This is a genomic window from Caulobacter sp. 10L414 (genome assembly GCF_056395525.1).
In genome coordinates this window covers 24,699-43,408 of the sequence record NZ_JBFTJR010000030.1, presented here as the reverse complement: position 1 = coordinate 43,408, position 18,710 = coordinate 24,699, and the positions used below count along the sequence as shown (strand labels likewise).

14 protein-coding genes are annotated in these 18,710 nt (G+C 69.3%); 11 read left to right on the top strand and 3 right to left on the bottom strand.

Annotated features, from left to right (window positions below; translation table 11 throughout):
* Positions 1-46 precede the first annotated feature (46 nt).
* Positions 47-472 (top strand): hypothetical protein, encoded by a 426-nt coding sequence (locus AC1DCG_RS13720; RefSeq protein ID WP_477030330.1) that lies wholly within the window; start codon positions 47-49, stop codon positions 470-472.
* Positions 469-1,149, top strand: coding sequence for an HTTM domain-containing protein (locus AC1DCG_RS13715; RefSeq protein WP_477030329.1), 681 nt, complete (start codon positions 469-471; stop codon positions 1,147-1,149). Before AC1DCG_RS13720 ends, AC1DCG_RS13715 begins: the two co-directional genes overlap by 4 nt.
* On the opposite strand, the gene AC1DCG_RS13710 is transcribed toward AC1DCG_RS13715, so the two are convergent.
* Positions 1,146-2,297, bottom strand: coding sequence for a lactonase family protein (locus AC1DCG_RS13710; RefSeq protein WP_477036683.1), 1,152 nt, complete (start codon positions 2,295-2,297; stop codon positions 1,146-1,148). The genes AC1DCG_RS13715 and AC1DCG_RS13710 overlap by 4 nt on opposite strands.
* Positions 2,298-2,458: 161 nt before the next feature.
* Between AC1DCG_RS13710 and AC1DCG_RS13705 the strand changes: the two genes are divergently transcribed.
* The 4 genes from AC1DCG_RS13705 (at position 2,459) to AC1DCG_RS13690 (ending at position 8,359) form a co-directional block, all read left to right on the top strand.
* Complete coding sequence (locus AC1DCG_RS13705) at positions 2,459-3,040, top strand: RNA polymerase sigma factor (protein WP_477030327.1); 582 nt, start codon at positions 2,459-2,461, stop codon at positions 3,038-3,040.
* Entirely contained in the window at positions 3,015-3,971 is a 957-nt protein-coding gene (locus AC1DCG_RS13700; protein WP_477030326.1) for a FecR family protein, read from the top strand. The genes AC1DCG_RS13705 and AC1DCG_RS13700 overlap by 26 nt, the downstream gene beginning before the upstream one ends.
* Before the next feature lie 135 nt (positions 3,972-4,106).
* Positions 4,107-7,169, top strand: a complete 3,063-nt coding sequence (locus AC1DCG_RS13695) for a TonB-dependent receptor (RefSeq protein ID WP_477036682.1) — start codon at positions 4,107-4,109, stop codon at positions 7,167-7,169.
* An 89-nt stretch (positions 7,170-7,258) separates the two neighbouring features.
* Positions 7,259-8,359 (top strand): pectinesterase family protein, encoded by a 1,101-nt coding sequence (locus AC1DCG_RS13690; protein ID WP_477030324.1) that lies wholly within the window; start codon positions 7,259-7,261, stop codon positions 8,357-8,359.
* A 4-nt stretch (positions 8,360-8,363) separates the two neighbouring features.
* On the opposite strand, the gene AC1DCG_RS13685 is transcribed toward AC1DCG_RS13690, so the two are convergent.
* Complete coding sequence (locus AC1DCG_RS13685) at positions 8,364-9,788, bottom strand: helix-turn-helix domain-containing protein (RefSeq protein ID WP_165255068.1); 1,425 nt, start codon at positions 9,786-9,788, stop codon at positions 8,364-8,366.
* A 150-nt stretch (positions 9,789-9,938) separates the two neighbouring features.
* Between AC1DCG_RS13685 and AC1DCG_RS13680 the strand changes: the two genes are divergently transcribed.
* The 5 genes from AC1DCG_RS13680 (at position 9,939) to AC1DCG_RS13660 (ending at position 18,044) form a co-directional block, all read left to right on the top strand.
* Complete coding sequence (locus AC1DCG_RS13680; RefSeq protein WP_477030322.1) at positions 9,939-11,561, top strand: isocitrate lyase; 1,623 nt, start codon at positions 9,939-9,941, stop codon at positions 11,559-11,561.
* A gap of 66 nt (positions 11,562-11,627) precedes the next feature.
* Entirely contained in the window at positions 11,628-11,864 is a 237-nt protein-coding gene (locus AC1DCG_RS13675) for a hypothetical protein (RefSeq protein WP_477030321.1), read from the top strand.
* Between the two features lie 244 nt (positions 11,865-12,108).
* Positions 12,109-13,689, top strand: coding sequence for a malate synthase A (aceB, locus tag AC1DCG_RS13670; protein WP_477030320.1), 1,581 nt, complete (start codon positions 12,109-12,111; stop codon positions 13,687-13,689).
* A gap of 143 nt (positions 13,690-13,832) precedes the next feature.
* On the top strand, positions 13,833-16,163 hold the full coding sequence (locus tag AC1DCG_RS13665; protein ID WP_477036681.1) for an acyl-CoA dehydrogenase: 2,331 nt from the start codon (positions 13,833-13,835) through the stop codon (positions 16,161-16,163).
* A 39-nt stretch (positions 16,164-16,202) separates the two neighbouring features.
* Positions 16,203-18,044: an acetyl-CoA hydrolase/transferase C-terminal domain-containing protein gene (locus AC1DCG_RS13660; RefSeq protein WP_477030318.1), complete on the top strand. Its 1,842-nt coding sequence runs from the start codon at positions 16,203-16,205 to the stop codon at positions 18,042-18,044.
* A 4-nt stretch (positions 18,045-18,048) separates the two neighbouring features.
* On the opposite strand, the gene AC1DCG_RS13655 is transcribed toward AC1DCG_RS13660, so the two are convergent.
* Complete coding sequence (locus tag AC1DCG_RS13655) at positions 18,049-18,630, bottom strand: helix-turn-helix transcriptional regulator (protein ID WP_477030317.1); 582 nt, start codon at positions 18,628-18,630, stop codon at positions 18,049-18,051.
* Positions 18,631-18,710 lie beyond the last annotated feature (80 nt).

Here is an 18,710-nt window from a genome sequence, read left to right as displayed (position 1 = left end):
GCGTCCGCGTACCCCGTCGCTTCGCCCTAGTCCGAAAGGAGGGACCATGGCCAATCCCTTCTCGCTGCTGGCGCCGGCGCTGATCCCGTCCTGGAACTTCTTCGACGTCATCGCCGCCTCGCCGCGCGTCGAGTACGCCCTGGCCGACACCCGCGAGGCGACGCTGGAAGACTGGACCGAGTTTCGGCCGCGTCCGCAACGCCTGTCGCCGGCGGTCATGCTGGGCCGCCTGTTCTGGAACCCGCGCTGGAACGAGAGCCTCTATCTGGTCAGCTGCGCCGAGCGGCTGGTCGAAGAGCCGACCGCTCACGCCGAGAACGAGATCTTTCGCCGGATCGCGGCCGATCTTGCCGGCTGCCCCGACGCACGGGTCTGGCTGTCGTTCCGGCTGCAGTTCGTCGACCCCGCAGGCGAGCGCGAAGTGCTCTACCAGGCCGCGCCGCGGCGGCTGGCGGACATCGACGTCCGATGAGCTTCGACCACGCCCTGCGCCTGACCGAGGTGCTGCTGGCCCTGGCGCTGATCCAGCAGAGCCTGGAGCACCTGCGGGTCTTTCGTCGCGAGCGGCTGCTGTTCGGCGCGCGCATCCTGCTGTGTGGGCTGGTCGTTGCGGGCGCAGCCTCGCCCTGGCCGCTGGTCGCCCTGGCGGGCCTGTCGCTGCTGATCCTCCAGCGCTTCCAGGGGCCCTACAACGGCGGCAGCGACCGGCTGGGTCTGCTGGCCCTGTGGTGCGTGACCCTGGCGCGCACGCTGCCGGTCGAGGCCTGGCGCGAACTGGCCTTCGGCTATCTCGGCGTGCAGCTGATGCTGTCCTACTTCATCTCCGGCTGGGTGAAGATCGTGAACCCCGGCTGGCGCAAGGGCGTGGCTCTGCGCCAGGTGTTCGCCTTCTCGGCCTATCCGGTGGCCGAGAGCCTGCGCGGCTGGGCCGACCGGCCGCGCCTGCTGCTGGCCATGTCGTGGGCGGTGATGCTGTTCGAGCTGGCCTTTCCGCTGACATTGCTGTCGCCGCCGTCGCTGATGGTCGGCCTGGCGGTCGCGGCGACCTTCCACCTGGCTAACGCCTGCCTGTTCGGCCTCAACCGCTTCTTCTGGACCTGGATGGCGGCCTATCCGGCCATCGTCTGGCTGCAGCAGCGCCTGTTCTAGCCCCAGGCGGGGAAGACCACGCAGGTTGGACGGTCGACGGCGATGACCTGGTCGGTGGCGCCCAGGCGGCCGGAGGCCGTGTTTCGCGCCAGAACCGTCACCGCGCCCGAGCCCTGGTTGGCCGCCAGCAGCCAGCGGCCTGTCGGGTCGAGTGAGAAGCTCCAGGGCGTCTTGCCGCCAGTGGCGATGCGCTGGATTTCCTGCAGCGTTCCTTTGGCCTCATCCACCGCATAGACGACGATGACGTGCTCCACGCGGATCGAGGCGTAGACGAAGCGCCCGTCGTGGCTGACAGCCACCTCGGCGCCGTTGATCGGCGGCTCTCCACCCGCCCGCAGGGTCTGCAGCAGCTCCAGCCGGCCGCCCCGCAGGCGATAGGCGCGCATCTCCGGCACGATCTCGCTGAGCAGGTAGAGGTAGCGGCCGGTCGGATGCAGCGCCATGTGACGGGGCCCCGTTCCCGGCGGCAGTGCGACGGACGCTTCGCCGGGCGGGCCCAACGTCCTCGTCGCCGCATCGTAGGGATGCACGAAGACCCGATCGGCGCCGAGATCGGCGACCAGGGCCTGGCGCCCCGTCGGATCGACTATCACCGCATGGGCGTGCGGTCCTTGCTGCTGCGGCGAGGGGCCAGAGCCCGTGTTGGCCTGCACCGAGGCCGGCGGCTCCAGCCCGCCGTCGGCGCGGACGGGCAGGGCGGCGACATGGCCCGTGCCGTAGTGAGCGACCAAAAGCCCGCCGGCCCTGTCGTCCAGCGACATATGCGCCGGACCGCCGCCGCCCGAGGCGACCGTCGAGATCACGGTCAGGGCGCCCGTCGCCCGATCGGCCTTCAGCGCGTGGACCTTGCCCTGTTCGCCGGGGCCATAGCCGGTCTCGCTTAGAGCGTAGAGCACGGGCAAGGAGGGATGAGCGACCAGCCAGGTAGGGCGCTCCAGCGTCGCCACAACGCCGATGGGGGTGAGCGTGCCCCTGGGCGCGTTCAGCCGGGCGGCGAAGATGCCCTGGCCGTCCTTGTCCGCTTGGCCGCCGACGTAGACGAGCTGCTCGTCCCGCGACGCCGCCTGCGCCGCTTGGTGCGCCATCAGGCCCAGCGCGCCGGCGGCGACCGCGCGGCGGGTGGGCGAGCCGTGTCTGGAATCGGTCATCGGCGTCTCCTCCGCCCACGCTTGTCAGGCTTTGGAAGGGGCGTCGATAAGACCACTCGGGTTTCTTCTCCGAAGAAAATCGCGGCGGGTTTGACGGAAGTTTCGCGCCCGTGCATCGCTCCCTCCAGAACAACTCGACCAGAGTGGGTGGGACGGAAACGGTGTCGGAGGGGCGTGCGCGCGTCGTGGCTTGGATCGGGCGGGAAATCCTGCCCCACGAAGCCGACCTGCGCGCCTGGCTGCGGCGGGCCTTCGCCACGGCCGGCGACGTCGACGACATCGTGCAGGAGACCTACTGCCGGCTGGCGGGCCTGTCCCACGTCGACCACATCGGCGAGCCGCGGGCCTATCTGTTCCAGGCCGCCCGCAGCGTCGCGCTGGAGCAGCTGCGGCGGGCCCGGGTGGTGCGGATCGACACGGTGACGGAAATCGACGCGCTGAACGTCGAACTGGACGAGCCTTCGCCCGAGCGCATCGCCGGCGGGCGGCGCGAACTGGAGCGGGTGCGGCGGCTGATCGCCGCCTTGCCCGACCGCTGCCGCCGGATCTTCGAGATGCGCAAGATCGAGGGCCTGCCGCAACGCGAGATCGCCCGCCGCATGGGCGTGACCGAGAATGTGGTCGAGAACGAATCCGTGAGGGGGCTGCGCGCCATCCTCGCCGCCCTCGCCGAGGGTGAAACCGAAGGAACCGCGGCCGCGAGGAGGCCGAGTACGCATGACCGAACGCGAAAGCGCCGCTGACATCGAGGCGGCCGCCGCCCGATGGGTGGTGCGCGCCGATCGCGAAGATCTGGACCAGGCCGAACTGGAGGCCTGGCTGGCCGGCGACACGCGCCGCCAGGGCGCCTTCGTGCGCGCCCAGGCGGCCTGGGGCCTGCTCGATCGCGGTCGCGCGCTCGGTGGTGAAGAGGCCGCGGACAAGACCAAGCCGCGCGTCGATCGCCGGGGGCTGCTGGCCGGACTGGGCGCGGCCGCGGCGGCCTGCGTCGCGGTGGTGGCGACCCCGCGCCTGCTGGCCGCCCGCTACGGCACGGCCGTGGGCGAGATCCGCCGGGTGCCGCTGGCCGACGGCTCGCTGGCCGCCATCAACACCGACACCGCGCTGGAGGTGGCGATGAAGCCGCGCAAGCGCGAGGTGCGGCTCGACCGGGGCGAGGCCTGGTTCCAGGTCGCCAAGGACGTCCAGCGGCCGTTCGTGGTCGAAAGCGGTCCTGTGCGGGTGAGGGCGGTCGGGACCGCCTTCTCGGTGCGCCGCCGCGACGGCGGCTGCGAGGTGCTGGTCACCGAGGGCGTGGTCGAGGTCTGGTCGGAGGGCGCGGGCGAGGAGCCCCGGCGAGTGACGGCCGGCGAGCGGGTCTTTGCTTCCGACAGCGCCGGGGCGGCTCGTCCGGTGCCTGCGTCGCTGGAGATCACCCGCGAACTGGCCTGGCGCGAGGGCCAGATCGTGCTCGACGGCGAGGCCTTCGGCGCGGCCGCCGAGGAGTTCAACCGCTACAACGCCCGCAAGATCGTCATCGCCGATCCGGCCCTGGCCGAGCAGAAGCTGGTCGGCTGGTTCCGCACCAACGAGCCCGAAAGCTTCGCTCGCGCCGCCGCTGCCAGCTTCGGCGCGCGGGTGACGGTGCGCGGCGACGCCATCCTCGTCCAGTCGACCGCGCCCCTGGCGGAGTAGGGGTTTGGCCGTCCACGGATGGACGGCCTCTGAAAAATATTCGCAGCGTCGTGACGGAAACCGGTTTCCCGCCCATCGCTCAAGACAGGCGCTCCCAGAAGCGCCGTGCGAAACAAACAATAGGGAGGGCGCGGAATGGGTTATCCGCGAGACGTCTACGGAAAATCGGCCCTGATGCTGGCGGCGGGCGCCGCCGCGGTCCTGGCCAGCAGCCAGGCCCAGGCCCAGACGCGCAAGTTCGACGTGCCGGCCCAGGCGGCCGCCACCGGCATTCCCCAGTTCGGCAAGCAGGCCGACCTGCAGATCCTGGCCCCGCAGGCGGCCGTCCAGGGCAAGCGGGTCAACGCCGTGCGCGGGACCTACACCGTCTCCGAAGGCCTTTCGCGCCTGCTCGACGGCGCCAACCTGACCGTGGTCTCAAACGATGGCCGCACCGCCGTGCTGGGCCAGAAGGGCTCGGTGCAACTGGCTTCGACCGCCGTCGTGGCCATTCCGCAGCAGTCATCCGCGCCGATCGGCGACACCATCGAGGAGCCCGCCGCCGTCGAGGAGGTGGTCGTCACCGGCTTCCGCGCCAGCCTGGGCAGCGCGCTGAACATCAAGAAGCGCACCAGCGGCGTCGTCGACGTCATCAAGGCCGAGGACATCGCCGACTTCCCCGACGCCAACCTCGCCGAGTCCATCCAGCGCGTGCCAGGCGTCTCGATCGCCCGCGACGCCGGCGAAGGCCGCCAGATCACGGTGCGGGGCCTGGGTCCGCAGTTCACCCGCGTGCGCATCAACGGCGTCGAGGGCCAGAGCACGGCCAGCGGCACCGACAGCTCGGGCGGCGCCAACCGCAACCGCTCGTTCGACTTCAACGTCTTCGCCTCGGAGCTCTTCAACAGCATCACCGTGCGCAAGACCGCCTCGGCCTCGACCGAAGAGGGCTCGTTGGGCGCGACGGTCGACCTGCAGACCGGCCGGCCGTTCGACTACAAGGGCGCAACCCTCGTGGTCTCGGCCCAGCAGGGCTACAACGACCTGTCGGAAAGCTGGGACCCGCGCTTTGCCCTGCTGGCTTCCAACACCTGGGCCGACGGCAAGCTCGGCGCCCTGGTCTCGGTGGCCTACACCGAACGCAACCTGCTGGAAGAGGGCCACGGCTCCGGCGGCTGGCTGAACGGCACGGAGGTCGGTGGCTACAGCCCGGCCTCGACCTTCACCCAGGCCAGTTCGGCCAGCGTGTTCACCCCGCGCTTCCCGCGCTACGGCCGCCTGACCCACGACCAGAAGCGTCTCGGGGTCACCACCTCGCTGCAGTTCCGGCCCGACGAGAAGACCCTGGTCACGGCCGACTTCCTCTATTCCGACTTCAAGGCCACCCGCACCGAGAACTGGCTGGAAGCCCTGTCCTTCGCGCGCAACGCCGCCCAGGGCGGCCGGCCCGAGATCATCGTCCGCGACGGCGTCGTCAATTCCAAGGGCGACATGGTCTACGGCCTGTTCGACGACGTCGACGTCGAGAGCGAGACCCGCTTCGACAAGCTCGACACCAAGTACACCCAAGGCACCTTCACGGTCGAACACCGCTTCTCCGACCGCTTCAAGGTGACGGGCCTGGTCGGCTTCTCGAAGTCGGACTTTGACAACCCGATCCAGACGACGGTGATCCTCAACCGCGAGAACGCCGACGGCTTCTCGTACGACTACCGTAACAACGCCAAGCTGCCGGCGATGAACTTCGGCTTCGATGTGACCGACCCGCTGGCCTACAACTTCGGCGCCGCGCGCTCGGAAATCCGCCTGCGGCCGCAGGGCGTGACMAACACCATCCAGACCGCCCAGCTCGACGGCGACTACGAGCTTTCCGACACCTTCCGCCTGAAGGCCGGGGTGAACCTCAAGAAGTACGAGTTCGACTCCTGGGCCCTGGCGCGGGTCAACGAGTCCGTCGTGCCGACCCTGCCGGCCGGCGTCACGCTGTCGAGCCTGACCAAGTTGGTCAGCGGCTTTGGCAAGAACCTCGGCGGTTCGGGCTATCCCACCAGCTGGGCCGCTCCCGACCTCGACGCCTTCGCCAAGCTGTTCAACATCTACAGCGGCACGGGCCTGTTCGAGCTGTCGGGCGCCAGCAACTCGGCCGCCCGGGGCAACATCCGCAGCGTCGAGGAGAAGGACACCGCCGCCTACGTGCAACTGGACTTCAACTCCGATCGCTTCGCCTGGCCGATCCGCGGGGACGTCGGCGTGCGCTACGTCAAGACCGAGCAGAGTTCGACCGGCTACCAGCTGGTCGCCGGCGCGGCCCAGCAGGCCACGGTCGATCGCGACTACGAGGACGTGCTGCCGGCCCTGAACCTGACCGCCGAGGTCACCCCCGACTTCCTGCTGCGCTTCGGCGCGGCCAAGGTCATGACCCGTCCCAACCTCGGCAGCCTGACGCCGGGCGGCAGCCTCAGCGTGGTGGGCGTGTTCAGCGTCAGTTCGGGCAACCCGTATCTCGATCCGATCCGGGCCACGACCTACGACCTGTCGGCCGAATGGTACTTCGCCAAGGACGCCCTGTTGTCGGTCGGCCTGTTCTACAAGGACATCGACAGCTACATCCAGACGCAGCGGATCTCGCAGACCTTCGCCGCCTCGGGCCTGCCGACCAGCCTACTCGACGGCCTGGCCGGCGTGTCGGCCAACGACACCTTCCTGTTCAGCAAGCCGGTCAACACCGAGGGCGGGCCGCTGAAGGGGATCGAGATCAGCTACCAGCAGCCGTTCAGCTTCCTGCCGGGCCCGCTGCGCCATACGGGCGCGATCTTCAACGTCACGATCGTCGACTCCAAGATCGACTACATCTCGTCGCGCTCGGCCACCGGCTTCGTGCAGAACGACCTGGTGGGCCTGTCGAAGAACGCCTTCAACGCCACCCTCTACTACGAGGATAGCAAGTTCAGCGCCCGCGTCTCCGGCGCCTATCGCGACAAGTACCTGACCGCCGTGCCCAGCGGCACGTCGACCAACGACATCGACGGGGTGCGCGACACCTTCACCGTCGACGCCTCGGCCTCGTACCAGATCAACAAGCGCCTGAAGGTCACCTTCGAGGGGCTGAACCTGACCGACGCCTTCAACGAGCAGTACACCGACAGCATGCGCGACAGCATCTACGTCTATTCGCACACCGGCCGGCAGTACAACTTCGGCCTGAGGTACTCCTTCTAGGCTGGACCGGACCTTCCTCCTCCCAGGGGAATGTTGGGCGCCGGCCGTCCCTCCCGGCCGGCGCCCGCTCTTTTTCTTTCGAGGCTTCGATGACGATGGTTTCGCGACGGGCCGTGGCGGCCGGGCTCCTGCTGCTTCCTGGCGTCGCCTCGGCCGCGCCGCGCTACGACGCCGTGCTCAAGCGCCCGAACGACCCGCGCCGGTTTTCGGTCCCGACCTACGAGAGGCTGTCGGCCGCCGTGGCCGCCGCGCCGGCCAATGGGACGCGGCCCTTCCGCATCCTGGTGACCAAGGGCGCCTTCGACGAGCAGGTCGTCATCGACAAGCCGTTCGTGCACCTGGTCGGTGAAAGCCGCACGGGCTCGATCATCACCCACCTGGCGGCCTCGGGCCTGACCGCGCCGGACGGCAAGCGCTGGGGCACGTTCCGCACGCCGACCCTGTTCGTCCGCGCGCCGGACTTCTCGGCCAGCAACCTGACCATCCGCAACGCCTTCGACGGCCTGGCCGAGATGAGCAAGCCCGGCGGCCTACATTCGCACGACGGCGGCGGCCCGCAGGCCGTGGCCCTGATGCTCGACAAGGGCAGCGACCGCGCGCGGTTCAGGCAGGTCGACATTCTCAGCTACCAGGACACGCTGTTTCCCGACGCGGGGCGCAGCCTGTTCGAGCGCTGCCTGATCGCCGGCAGCTACGACTTCATCTTCGGAGCGGGCAGGGCGTTTTTCCGGGAATGCGAGATCCGCTCGCTGCCGCGCCCGGTCGACCCTGTCGACGGCTACGTGGTCGCGCCCAGCACCCCGATCGACCAGCCGTTCGGCTTCGTCTTCAAGGACTGCCGCCTGACCAAGGCGCCGGGCACGGCGCGTCATTCGGTCTATCTGGGCCGGCCCTGGCGGCCGTCGAGCCAGTTCCCCGACGGCCGTTATGGCGACCCGAAATACGTGGCGCAGACCGCCTTCATCGACTGCTGGATGGACCACCACGTCGCGCCGGAGGGCTGGACGGAGATGTGGTACACCGGCAAGGACGGCAATCCGCGCACCATGCTGCAGCCGGAGGATGTCCGCTTTTCGCAGTACGGCTCCCGTGGCCCCGGCGCGGCGGCCTTCCGTCGTGGACGGACGCTGAGCGCCGCCGAGGCCAGGGCGATGGACGTTCGCGCCGTGCTGGACGGCTGGGCCGTCTGAGGCCTCAGCGTGCGAACGGGAAGGGGGTCACCGACTTGCTGGCCTCTTCCACCAGCAGGGTGCGGTTGATCGGGGCGGCGGCGCGCTGGGGGCAGGCCGGGCGCTCGCAGATCCGGCACGATGGCCCGATTTCGACCGCCAGCGGCGAGGCGATGTCGAGCCCGCGCGAGGCGGCCAGCTTGCCGGCGAACTTCAGCTCGCAGCCCAGGCCGATGACCAGTTCGTCCTCCAGCCCGGCCTGCAGGCCCGAGGTCCGCCGCACGGTGCGCGACAGGGTGAAATAGCGCTCGCCGTCCGGGGTCTCGATCACCTGGGTGACGATGCGGCCGGGGGTCTTGAAGCTGTCGTGGACGTTCCAGCGCGGGCAGGCCCCGCCGAAGCGCGAGAACGGGAAGGGGCCGGCGGCGAAGCGCTTGGAGATGTTCCCCGCCGCGTCCAGCCGCATCATGAAGAACGGGATCCCGCGCGCGCCGGGGCGGCTGAGCGTCGTCAGGCGCTGGGCGGCCTGCTCGTAGCTGACGCCGAAGCGCGGCCGCACCCGCTCGATGTCGTAGCCGCTGGCCTCCATGGCCGCGTGGAACGGCTCGTAGGGCATCATGATCGCCGCGGCGAGGTAGTTGTCGAGGAACACCTTCAAGAGTTGGCGCGTGGCGCGGTCGGGGGCGGCGAAGCGGTCGGCCAGGCGGGTCAGCGCCTCGGGCGCCTCCATCAGTCCCAGCTGGTAGCACATGGCGAAGATGCGGCTGGCCGGGGCCAGGGTCTCCGACACCATCAGCCGCTTGCGGTGGTGGTCGTAGCGGCGCAGCGAGCCGGCCATGACCTCGGCCGGCATGACCCGCGTCTGGATGCCGTGGCGGGCGACCAGGCGTTCGCGCACGGCCGGGCCCAGGTCCTGCAGGTCGGCGTCGAGTTGCGCGACGATGGCCTCGGCCGCCGTCTCCAGTTCGGCGAAGTGATTGCGCTGCGAGCCGACAAGGTCGCGCACCCAGTCGGTCGGCGACTGCGACGACGAGGAGGGTAGGCCGTCCGGACGCTCGAAGGCGCCCATGTCGATCATGCGGCCGCGATCCAGATAGGCGCGATAGAGGCGGGCCATGGCCTCGGCCAGGCCCGGCGACAGCTCGGCCACTTCCGCCACCTCATGCCGGCCCAAGCCCAGGTCGGCGAACATCTTGTCGGCCAGAACCTCTTCCAGCCCCGCGCCGCCGCCCGGGTCGTCGGCCGACAGGGTGCGCAAATCGAGGTCATAGGCCTCGGCCAGGCGCAGCAGCATCTGGGCCGTCACCGGTCGCTGGTTGCGCTCCAGCAGGTTCAGGTAGCTGGGCGACACGCCCAGCTCGTCGGCCATGCGGCTCTGGGTGACGCCCAGGTCGCGGCGGAGGCGCTTGAGGCGGCCGCCCAGGAACAGCTTTTTGTCGGTCGTGACCATGTCTGTCACGTTGTCACGAATTTACAAAATACACAAAGTCGATTTGTGACAAATCGTCTTCAATAGGTTCGACCGCCTTGCCGCATCGGCGTTAGTTCCCTGTCACAGCTTACAGCCCGCCTCCCAACAAGCGGGCCCCGATGGGGAAGAATGACGACCATGCGCAAGACCTACGCCGAGCACCGCCAGGACCTTACCGCCCGCTATCCGCAAGGCGTGACGCCCGGCGGCGTCGCCATCGACGACATCATCCAGCTGAAGCTGCAGAACACCTTCAACACCCACCTCGACATCGCTCGCGAGATGGCCGTCGTCATGCGCGCCGACATGGCCGCCTATGACGCCGACAGCAGCCAGTTCACCCAGTCGCTGGGTTGCTGGTCTGGCTTCCACGCCCAGCAGATGATCAAGTCGGTCAAGCGCCTGCGCGGCACGACCAAGGGCGCCTACGTCTATCTGTCGGGCTGGATGGTCGCGGGTCTTCGCAACCGCTTCGGCCACCTGCCGGACCAGTCGATGCACGAGAAGACCTCGGTCGTCGACCTGATCGAAGAGATCTACGTCTCGCTGCGCCAGGCCGACGAAGTGGCGATCAACGACCTCTTCAAGGCCCTGAAGACCGCCCGCGACGCCGGCGACCAGGTCGCCGAGCAGGCCGCGATCAAGGCCATCGACACCTTCGAGACCCACGTCGTTCCGATCATCGCCGACATCGACGCCGGCTTCGGCAACGAGCACGCGACCTACCTGCTGGCCAAGGAGATGATCAAGGCCGGCGCCTGCTGCCTGCAGATCGAGAACCAGGTCAGCGACGCCAAGCAGTGCGGCCACCAGGACGGCAAGGTCACCGTGCCGCGCGAGGACTTCATCGAGAAGCTGCGCGCCTGCCGCCTAGCCTTCGAGGAACTGGGCGTCGACGAGGGCGTCATCGTCGCCCGCACCGACAGCCTGGGCGCGGGCCTGACCCAGAAGGTCCCCGTCAGCCAGGGCGCGGGCGATCTGGCGGCCGAATACATCAAGTGGCTGAAGACGGAAGCCATCACGGCCGAGAACCCGCTGCGCGACGGCGAGATCGCGATCATGAAGGACGGCGCCTTCGTCAAGCCGGTGCGCATGGCCAACGGCCTGTTCGTCTTCCAGGACGGCACCGGCCGGGCCCGCGTGATCGAGGACTGCATCGCCAACCTGACGCAAGGCGGCGCCGACCTGCTGTGGATCGAGACCGACACGCCCAACGTCGACGAGATCGCCTCGATGGTGGCCGAGGTCCGCAAGGCCGTGCCGAACGCCAAGCTGACCTACAACAACTCGCCGTCGTTCAACTGGACCCTGAACCTGCGCAAGCAGGTGCGCGCTCAGTGGATCGCCGAGGGCAAGATCCACGAGGACTCCTATCCCGACGGCAACGTCCTGATGTCGGCCGAGTACGACGCCACCGATCTGGGCCGCGAAGCCGACGATCGCCTGGCCCGCTTCCAGGTCGACATCTCGGCCCGCGCCGGGGTGTTCCACAACCTGATCACCCTGCCGACCTTCCACCTGACCGCCAAGAGCGTCGACGAGCTGTCGCGCGGCTACTTTGGCGACCAGCGGATGCAGGCCTACGTCAACTCGGTGCAGCGCGAGGAGATCCGTCGCGGGGTCTCGGCCGTGAAGCACCAGCACGAGGTCGGTTCCGACCTCGGCGACACCTTCAAGGAGATGGTCGGCGGCGAGCGGGCCCTGAAGGCCGGCGGCCACGCCAACACCATGAACCAGTTCGCCGCCGAATAGCTCGGCGTCCGAAACCGATAACCCCCACTTCACCCCCACTGGCGAAAACCTACAGGAGAGAACGCCATGACCAACGTCACGCAATTCGCTCCGGCCGCGATGCCGGACTCGTCGGCCCAGGATCGCGCCGTGGACCGCCTCGCCGAGGCCTCGCACCGCCTCAACGAAGCCGTCCGCCGCGCCATCGAGGCCGGCTACTCGGTCGAGCTGGTGCGCACCTCGCGCCACCACGACGGCTCGGGCAACTGGGGCGATCAGATCGTCCCGACCATCCGCGCCACCGAAGCGCCCAAGAGCGCTTAAAGACGCTCGGCGCCCGCGGGTGAGGGGAGGCGCCTGCTTCCTCTCCTCATCCGCCACACTGCAATCGTCATCCCGGAGGGCGCCTGGCGCCCGTTCGGGACCCAGGGCCGCCGCGCGGCGTCGAGGCTTCTTCGCGGTGGCCGGCGCGGCACGGCGGTCCCTGGGCTCCGGCTTCGACTTGGGTGCGCTGAAGGCATCCGATAAACCTCTTCCAAGTCCGCGTCCCAACACCACGGAACACGCCATGCCTCTCGACATCGCCGCCAACGTCCAGATCCTCGGCCCCATCGAGGGCCGGGCGGTAGAGATCCTCACCCCCGAGGCCGTGGCCTTCGTGGCCGACCTGCACCGCCGCTTCGACGGTCGCCGCCGCGAGCTGCTGGCCGCCCGCCAGGCGCGCCAGGCCCGCTTCGACGCCGGCGAGCTGCCCGACTTCCTGGCCGAGACCTCGCACGTTCGCGCCGCCGACTGGCGCGTCGCCGCCATTCCGGCCGACCTCACCGACCGCCGCGTCGAGATCACCGGCCCGGTCGACCGCAAGATGATCATCAACGCCCTCAACTGCGGGGCGAAGGTGTTCATGGCCGACTTCGAGGACGCCACGGCTCCCACCTGGGCCAATGTCGTCGAAGGCCAGGTCAACCTGAAGGACCGCTGGAACGGCGTCTTGGACCACGTCGATCCGAAGTCCGGAAAGGCTTACGCGCTGGGAGCCAACCCGGCCGTCCTGAAGGTCCGCCCGCGCGGCTGGCACCTTCCCGAACGCCACCTCGAAGTCGACGGCGCGCCTGTCGCCGGCGCGCTGTTCGACTTCGGCCTCTATGTCTTCCACAACGCCCGCGCGGCCCTGGCGCAGGGCTCGGGCCCGTACTTCTACCTGCCCAAGCTGGAGAGCCATCTGGAGGCGCGCCTCTGGAACGAGGTCTTCATCCGCGCCCAGGAGGCCCTGGGCCTGCCCGTCGGCACGTTCAAGGCCACGGTGCTGATCGAGACGATCCCGGCCGCCTTCGAGATGGACGAGATCCTGTTCGAGCTGAAGGATCACATCGTCGGCCTCAACTGCGGCCGCTGGGACTACATCTTCTCGTTCATCAAGCGCCTGGGCCGCACGCCGGCGTTCCTGACGCCTGACCGCTCGGCCATGGTGATGGGCAAGGCCTTCCTCGGCGCCTATTCGCTGAAGCTGATCCAGACCTGCCACCGCCGCGGCGCCTTCGCCATGGGCGGCATGGCCGCCCAGATCCCGGTCAAGGGCGACGAGGCCGCCAACCAGGCCGCTTTCGCCAAGGTCCGGGCCGACAAGGAGCGCGAGGCCGGCGCCGGCCACGACGGCACCTGGGTCGCGCACCCCGACCTGGTGCCGGTGGCCATGGAGGTCTTCGATCGCCTGATGCCCGCGCCCAACCAGCTGGACAAGACGCTGGAAGGCCTGGAGATCACGCAGGCCCAGATGCTGGAGCTGCACGACGGCGCCCGCACTGAGGCCGGAGCCCGCGAGGCCGTCCGCGTCGGCGTGCGCTACACCCAGGCTTGGCTCGAGGGCCGCGGCGCGGTGCCGCTCTACAACCTGATGGAAGACGCCGCGACCGCCGAGATCTGCCGCACCCAGCTGTGGCAGTGGGTGCGCCTGGGCGCCGAGCTCGACGACGGCCGGGTGCTCAGCCCCGAGCTGTTCGTCAGCCTGTTCACCCAGGAGATGACCGACCTGCGCCGCGAGTTCGGCTCGCCGCGCCTGGAGGAGGCCGCGCACCTCTTCACCCGCATGGTGCTGTCCGACACGCTGGAAGAGTTCCTGACCCTTCCGGCCTATGAACTGATCGGCTGACACCGGCGCGGCGGCGGCGTTCCATCCCCCTGGAGCGCCGCCGCTTGCGTCGGCCTGCTGACGTTCACGACCCCGAAAAGCCGGAGCCATGCGAGCCCCGGCGCGTTTGACGCTCGACCAGTAAACAAGGCGGGCGTCTCGTCATGACCATCTCCTCCCTGCGCCGGGATCTCCTCACCCGGCCGGTCTTCCAATGGGCCCAGGGCGTTCTGCCGGCCCTGTCCCAGACCGAGCGCGACGCCATCGACGCCGGCGACGTCTGGTGGGATGCGGCGCTGTTCACCGGCGACCCCGACTGGAACGAGCTGCTGTCGTTCCCCAAGCCCCAGCTGCGTCCCGACGAGCAGGCCTTCATGGACGGCCCGGTCGAAAAGCTGTGCGCCATGGTCGACGAATGGACCATGACCTGGGAGACCCGCGACCTGCCGTCCGAGGTCTGGACCTTCCTGAAGCAGAACAAGTTCTTCGGGATGATCATTCCCAAGCAATACGGCGGCCTGGGCTTCTCGGCCTTTGGCCACGCCGAGGTCGTGCGCCGCATCGCCACCCGCTCGGTGTCGGCGGCGGTGACGACGATGGTGCCCAACTCGCTGGGCCCGGGCGAGCTGATCATGCGGTTCGGCACCAAGGCCCAGCAGGACCACTGGCTGCCGCGCCTGGCTGACGGGCGGGAGATCCCCGCCTTCGGCCTGACCAGCCCCGAGGCCGGTTCGGACGCCTCGGCCATGGTCGACGAGGGCGTGGTCTGCCGCGGAACCTGGGAGGGGCGGGAAGTCCTGGGCATCCGCCTCAACTGGCACAAGCGCTACATCACCCTGGGTCCCGTCTGCACGGTGCTGGGCCTGGCCTTCAAGCTGCGCGATCCCGACCGCCTGCTGGGCGGCGAAGAAGACATCGGCATCACCTGCGCGCTGGTGCCGACCACCACGCCGGGCGTCCAGATCGGGCGCCGTCACCTGCCGGCCTTCCAGACGTTCCAGAACGGTCCCAACTGGGGCAAGGACGTCTTCATCCCCATGGATCTCGTCATCGGCGGCGCCGAGCGCGTGGGGCAGGGGTGGAAGATGCTGATGACGGCCCTGGCGGCCGGACGTGGCATCTCGCTGCCGGCGCTGTCGGGCGCGGCGGCCGCCTTCAGCGCCCTGACGACGGGTAGCTATGCGCGCGTGCGCCAGCAGTTCGGCATCTCGATCGGCAAGTTCGAGGGCGTGCAGGAGCGCCTGGCCCGCATCGCCGGCAACGCCTACCTCGTCGACGGCGCGCGCCGTCTGACCTGCGCCGGCCTCGACATGGGCAGGCATCCGTCGGTGATCTCGGCCCTGCTGAAGTCCGGCGCGACCGAGCGCATGCGGGTGGTGGTCAACGACGCCATGGACGTGCACGGCGGCAAGGCGATCATCGAGGGGCCGCGCAACTACATGGGCGCGCAGTACCGGGCCATTCCGGTCGGCATCACCGTCGAGGGCGCCAATATCCTGACCCGCAGCCTGATGGTCTTCGGCCAGGGAGCCATCCGCGCACACCCCTACATGCTCCGTGAGATCCTGGCCCTGGGCGACGCCGATCCCGAGAAGGGCCTGGCGGACTTCGACGAGGCGTTCTGGAGCCACGTGGCCCACGCCCTGCGCAACGGCATCCGCACCTTCGCCCGCAGTTGGACCAACGGCGCGCTGTCGCCGGCGCCCGACGCCGGCCGCGCCCGGCGCTTCTATCGCCAGGCCGGCCGCTACAGCGCCGGCTTCGCCCTGGCCTCGGACATCGCCCTGCTGACGCTCGGCGGCGACCTCAAGCGCAAGGAGATGCTGTCGGCGCGCCTGGGCGACATTCTCTCCGAGCTCTACTTCCTGTCGGGCGCGCTGAAGCGCTGGGAGGACGAGGGGCGCCAGGACGCCGATTTCCCCTTGCTGCAATGGTGCGCCGACACGGCCTTCGCCACCATCGAGCAGCGCTTCGACGAGGTATTCGCCAACCTGCCCAACCGTCCGGCGGCGTGGCTGCTGCGGGCGGCGATCCTGCCGTTCGGCGTGCATCGCCGTGGCCCGTCGGATCGCACGACGCAGGCCTGCGCCGAGTTGCTGCTGCATCCGTCCGACACCCGCGACCGCCTGGTCGAGAACGTCTATGTCGGCGGCAAGGACCAGGCGGTCGGCCAACTGATCGACGCTTTCGAGCGGGTGGTGGCGACCCAGCCCATCCATGATCGCCTGAAGGCCCAGAAGATCGGCGACTGGAAGGTCGCCGCCGATCAGGGCCTGGTCTCCGCCGCCGAGATCGCCGAACTGCAGGCCGCCGACAAGGCCGTCGCCGAGGTGATCGCCGTCGACGACTTCGCCCATGACGGCCTGGCGACCCAGGCGCGGGCGCAGGCTCGCCTGGGCGCGGTCAGCGACAGGCGCGCGGGCGCGCAGGGCGACGGCGACATTCCTGACCGGCCAGGCCAGGGCGAGGCGCGCAGTTTCGAAGCCCGCCCGTGATCCGCGGCGCGAGCTTGAGCGCTTCAATCCGATGACCGGATGGTCCAAGCTCGCAGCATGACGCCGCGCTTCACCGACCCCGACGCACTGGCCGACGCGATCATCACGCGCGTCGGCCGTCGCATCGTCCTGGGCCTGCCGCTGGGCCTGGGCAAGGCCAACCACGTGGTCAACGCCCTGGTGGCCAGGGCGCTGGCTGACCCGTCGCTGCACCTGCATGTCTTCACGGCCCTGACCCTGGAGGCGCCGCGCCCGAAGTCGGACCTGGAGAAGCGGTTCCTTGGGCCGATCATCGAGCGCAAGCTCGGCGGCTATCCGTCGCTGGCCTACGCCGACCTGCAGCGGCGCGACGCCCTGCCGCCCAACATCGAGGTCGACGAGTTCTTCTTTCAGGCGGGCACGCGCCTGAACGTGCCTTGCGCCCAGCGCAGCTACATCTCGGCCAACTACACCCACGCGGCCGGCTATCTGCGCGAACGGGGCGTCAACGTCGTCGCCCAGCTGGTGGCGGGCAGGGGAGACCGCTACAGCCTGTCGTGCAACACCGACATCACGCTCGACCTGCTGGCGGCCCGCAAGGCGGGGGCGGCGGACTTCCTGCTGGTCGGCCAGGTCAATGACGAGCTGCCGTTCATGCCCGGCGACGGCGACCTGCCCGCCGAGATGTTCAGCCATCTGCTCGACGGGCCAAACGTGCAGTTTCCACTGTTCGCCCCGCCCAAGGAGCCGATCCCCGACGCCTCCTACGCGATCGGCTTTCACGCCGCCTCACTGGTTCCCGACGGCGGCACGATCCAGATGGGCATCGGCGCCATCAGCGACGCGGTGGCCCAGGGGCTGATCGTCCGCCACCGCGAGCCCGAGGTCTTCGCGCAGGCGGTTCAGCGTCTGTCGCCGACGGGGTCGCCGCCGCCCTGCGGAGGAAGCTTCGAGCGCGGCCTCTATGCGGCCACCGAGATGTTCGTCGACTGCCTGCTCGACCTGCGGCGGGCCGGCGTGCTCAAGCGCGAGGTCGACGGCGCGGTGCTGCATGGCGGCTTCTTCCTGGGGCCGCGCGCCTTCTACCGGGCCCTGCGCGAGATGCCCGAGGACGAACGGGCCAGGTTCCAGATGCAGGCCATCTCGGGGATCAACGAGATCTATGGCGACGAGGCGGCCCGGCGGGCGGCCCGGGTCGACGCCCGCTTCGTCAACACCGCCATGATGGCGACCCTGCTGGGCGCGGTGATCTCAGACGGGCTCGACGACGGCCGCGTGGTCAGCGGGGTGGGCGGGCAATACAACTTCGTCGCGCAGGCCTTCGCGCTGGAGGGCGCGCGCTCGATCATCACCCTGCCGGCCGTGCGGGGCGGTGGTCGGAAAGCCGCGTCCAACATCCTGTGGTCCTACGCCCACGGCACGATCCCGCGTCACCTCAAGGACGTGGTGATCACGGAGTATGGGATCGCCGACCTGCGGGGGCGCACCGATCGCGACGCCGTCGTCCGCATGCTGAACATCACGGATTCCCGCTTCCAGCTGGCGCTGCTCGACGCCGCCAAGAGCGCGGGCAAGCTGGAAGCCGGCTACGTGATCCCCGAGCCCTTCCGTCGCAATACGCCGGACCGCATCGCCGAGGCGCTGGCGCCGGTCAAGGTCGCGGGCCTGGCGCCGCTGCTGCCGTTCGGCTCGGATTTCGATGCGGTGGAGCAGTCCCTGCTGCCGGCGCTCGGGCGCCTGAAGGCGGCCCAGGGCGATCCGCTCGCGTTGCTCGGCCATATGTGGAAAGGGCTGAGGTCGTCCGGGTTCGACGCCGGCCTTCATCGCCTGGAGCTGGCGCATCCCAAGACGCTCGGCGAGCGACTGCTGGCCTGGGCGGTGCGCGGCGCGGCGGCGGGCTGAGCCGTCAGGCGAAGATCTTAATCACCGTGGCCAGGATCTCTTCCTTMGAGCGCACGCCCATCTTGCCGTGAATGTGCTTGATGTGCGTACGAACCGTCAGGATCGAGACGCCCTTCAGCTCGGCGATCCGGTCGGCGCTATGGCCGGCGATGATCTCGGCCAGGATCCTGGCCTCCATGATGCTCAGGCCGAACAGGGCGCCCAGGCGGGGCAGGTTGGCCGGGGCGTCGAAGTCCTTCAGCACGATCACCAGCGCCATCTGATCGCCGTCCTGCACGGCGCGCATGCGCAGCAGGAAGCGCCGGTCGTCGTCGTCGCTCTCGATGAACTGGCAGACCTCGTGGCCGGCCAGGGCCTCGGCCATCCGTTCCATCAGGAAGTGATGCGTGCGGCGGTCGACGCCGCCGATCTTGCCGCCGCGATCGACCAGCGGGCTTTGTCCTGAAAGCAGAACGGCCGCGGCGCGCGAACGCCAGAGCACCGTGGCGGTCTGGTCGATAACGATGCGAGCGATCGCGTCCTCATCGAGACAGAAGCGCACCGCGCTTGTGTCGAAAACCGCCGCTGCGGCATGAGAGCCGTCCATCCTTCCCTCCCTCGCCAGCCTTCGGCCGGCGCTGGACCCAGCTGCTTTGGCCGGGCCGACTTTGTTATGCAGTTAAAACC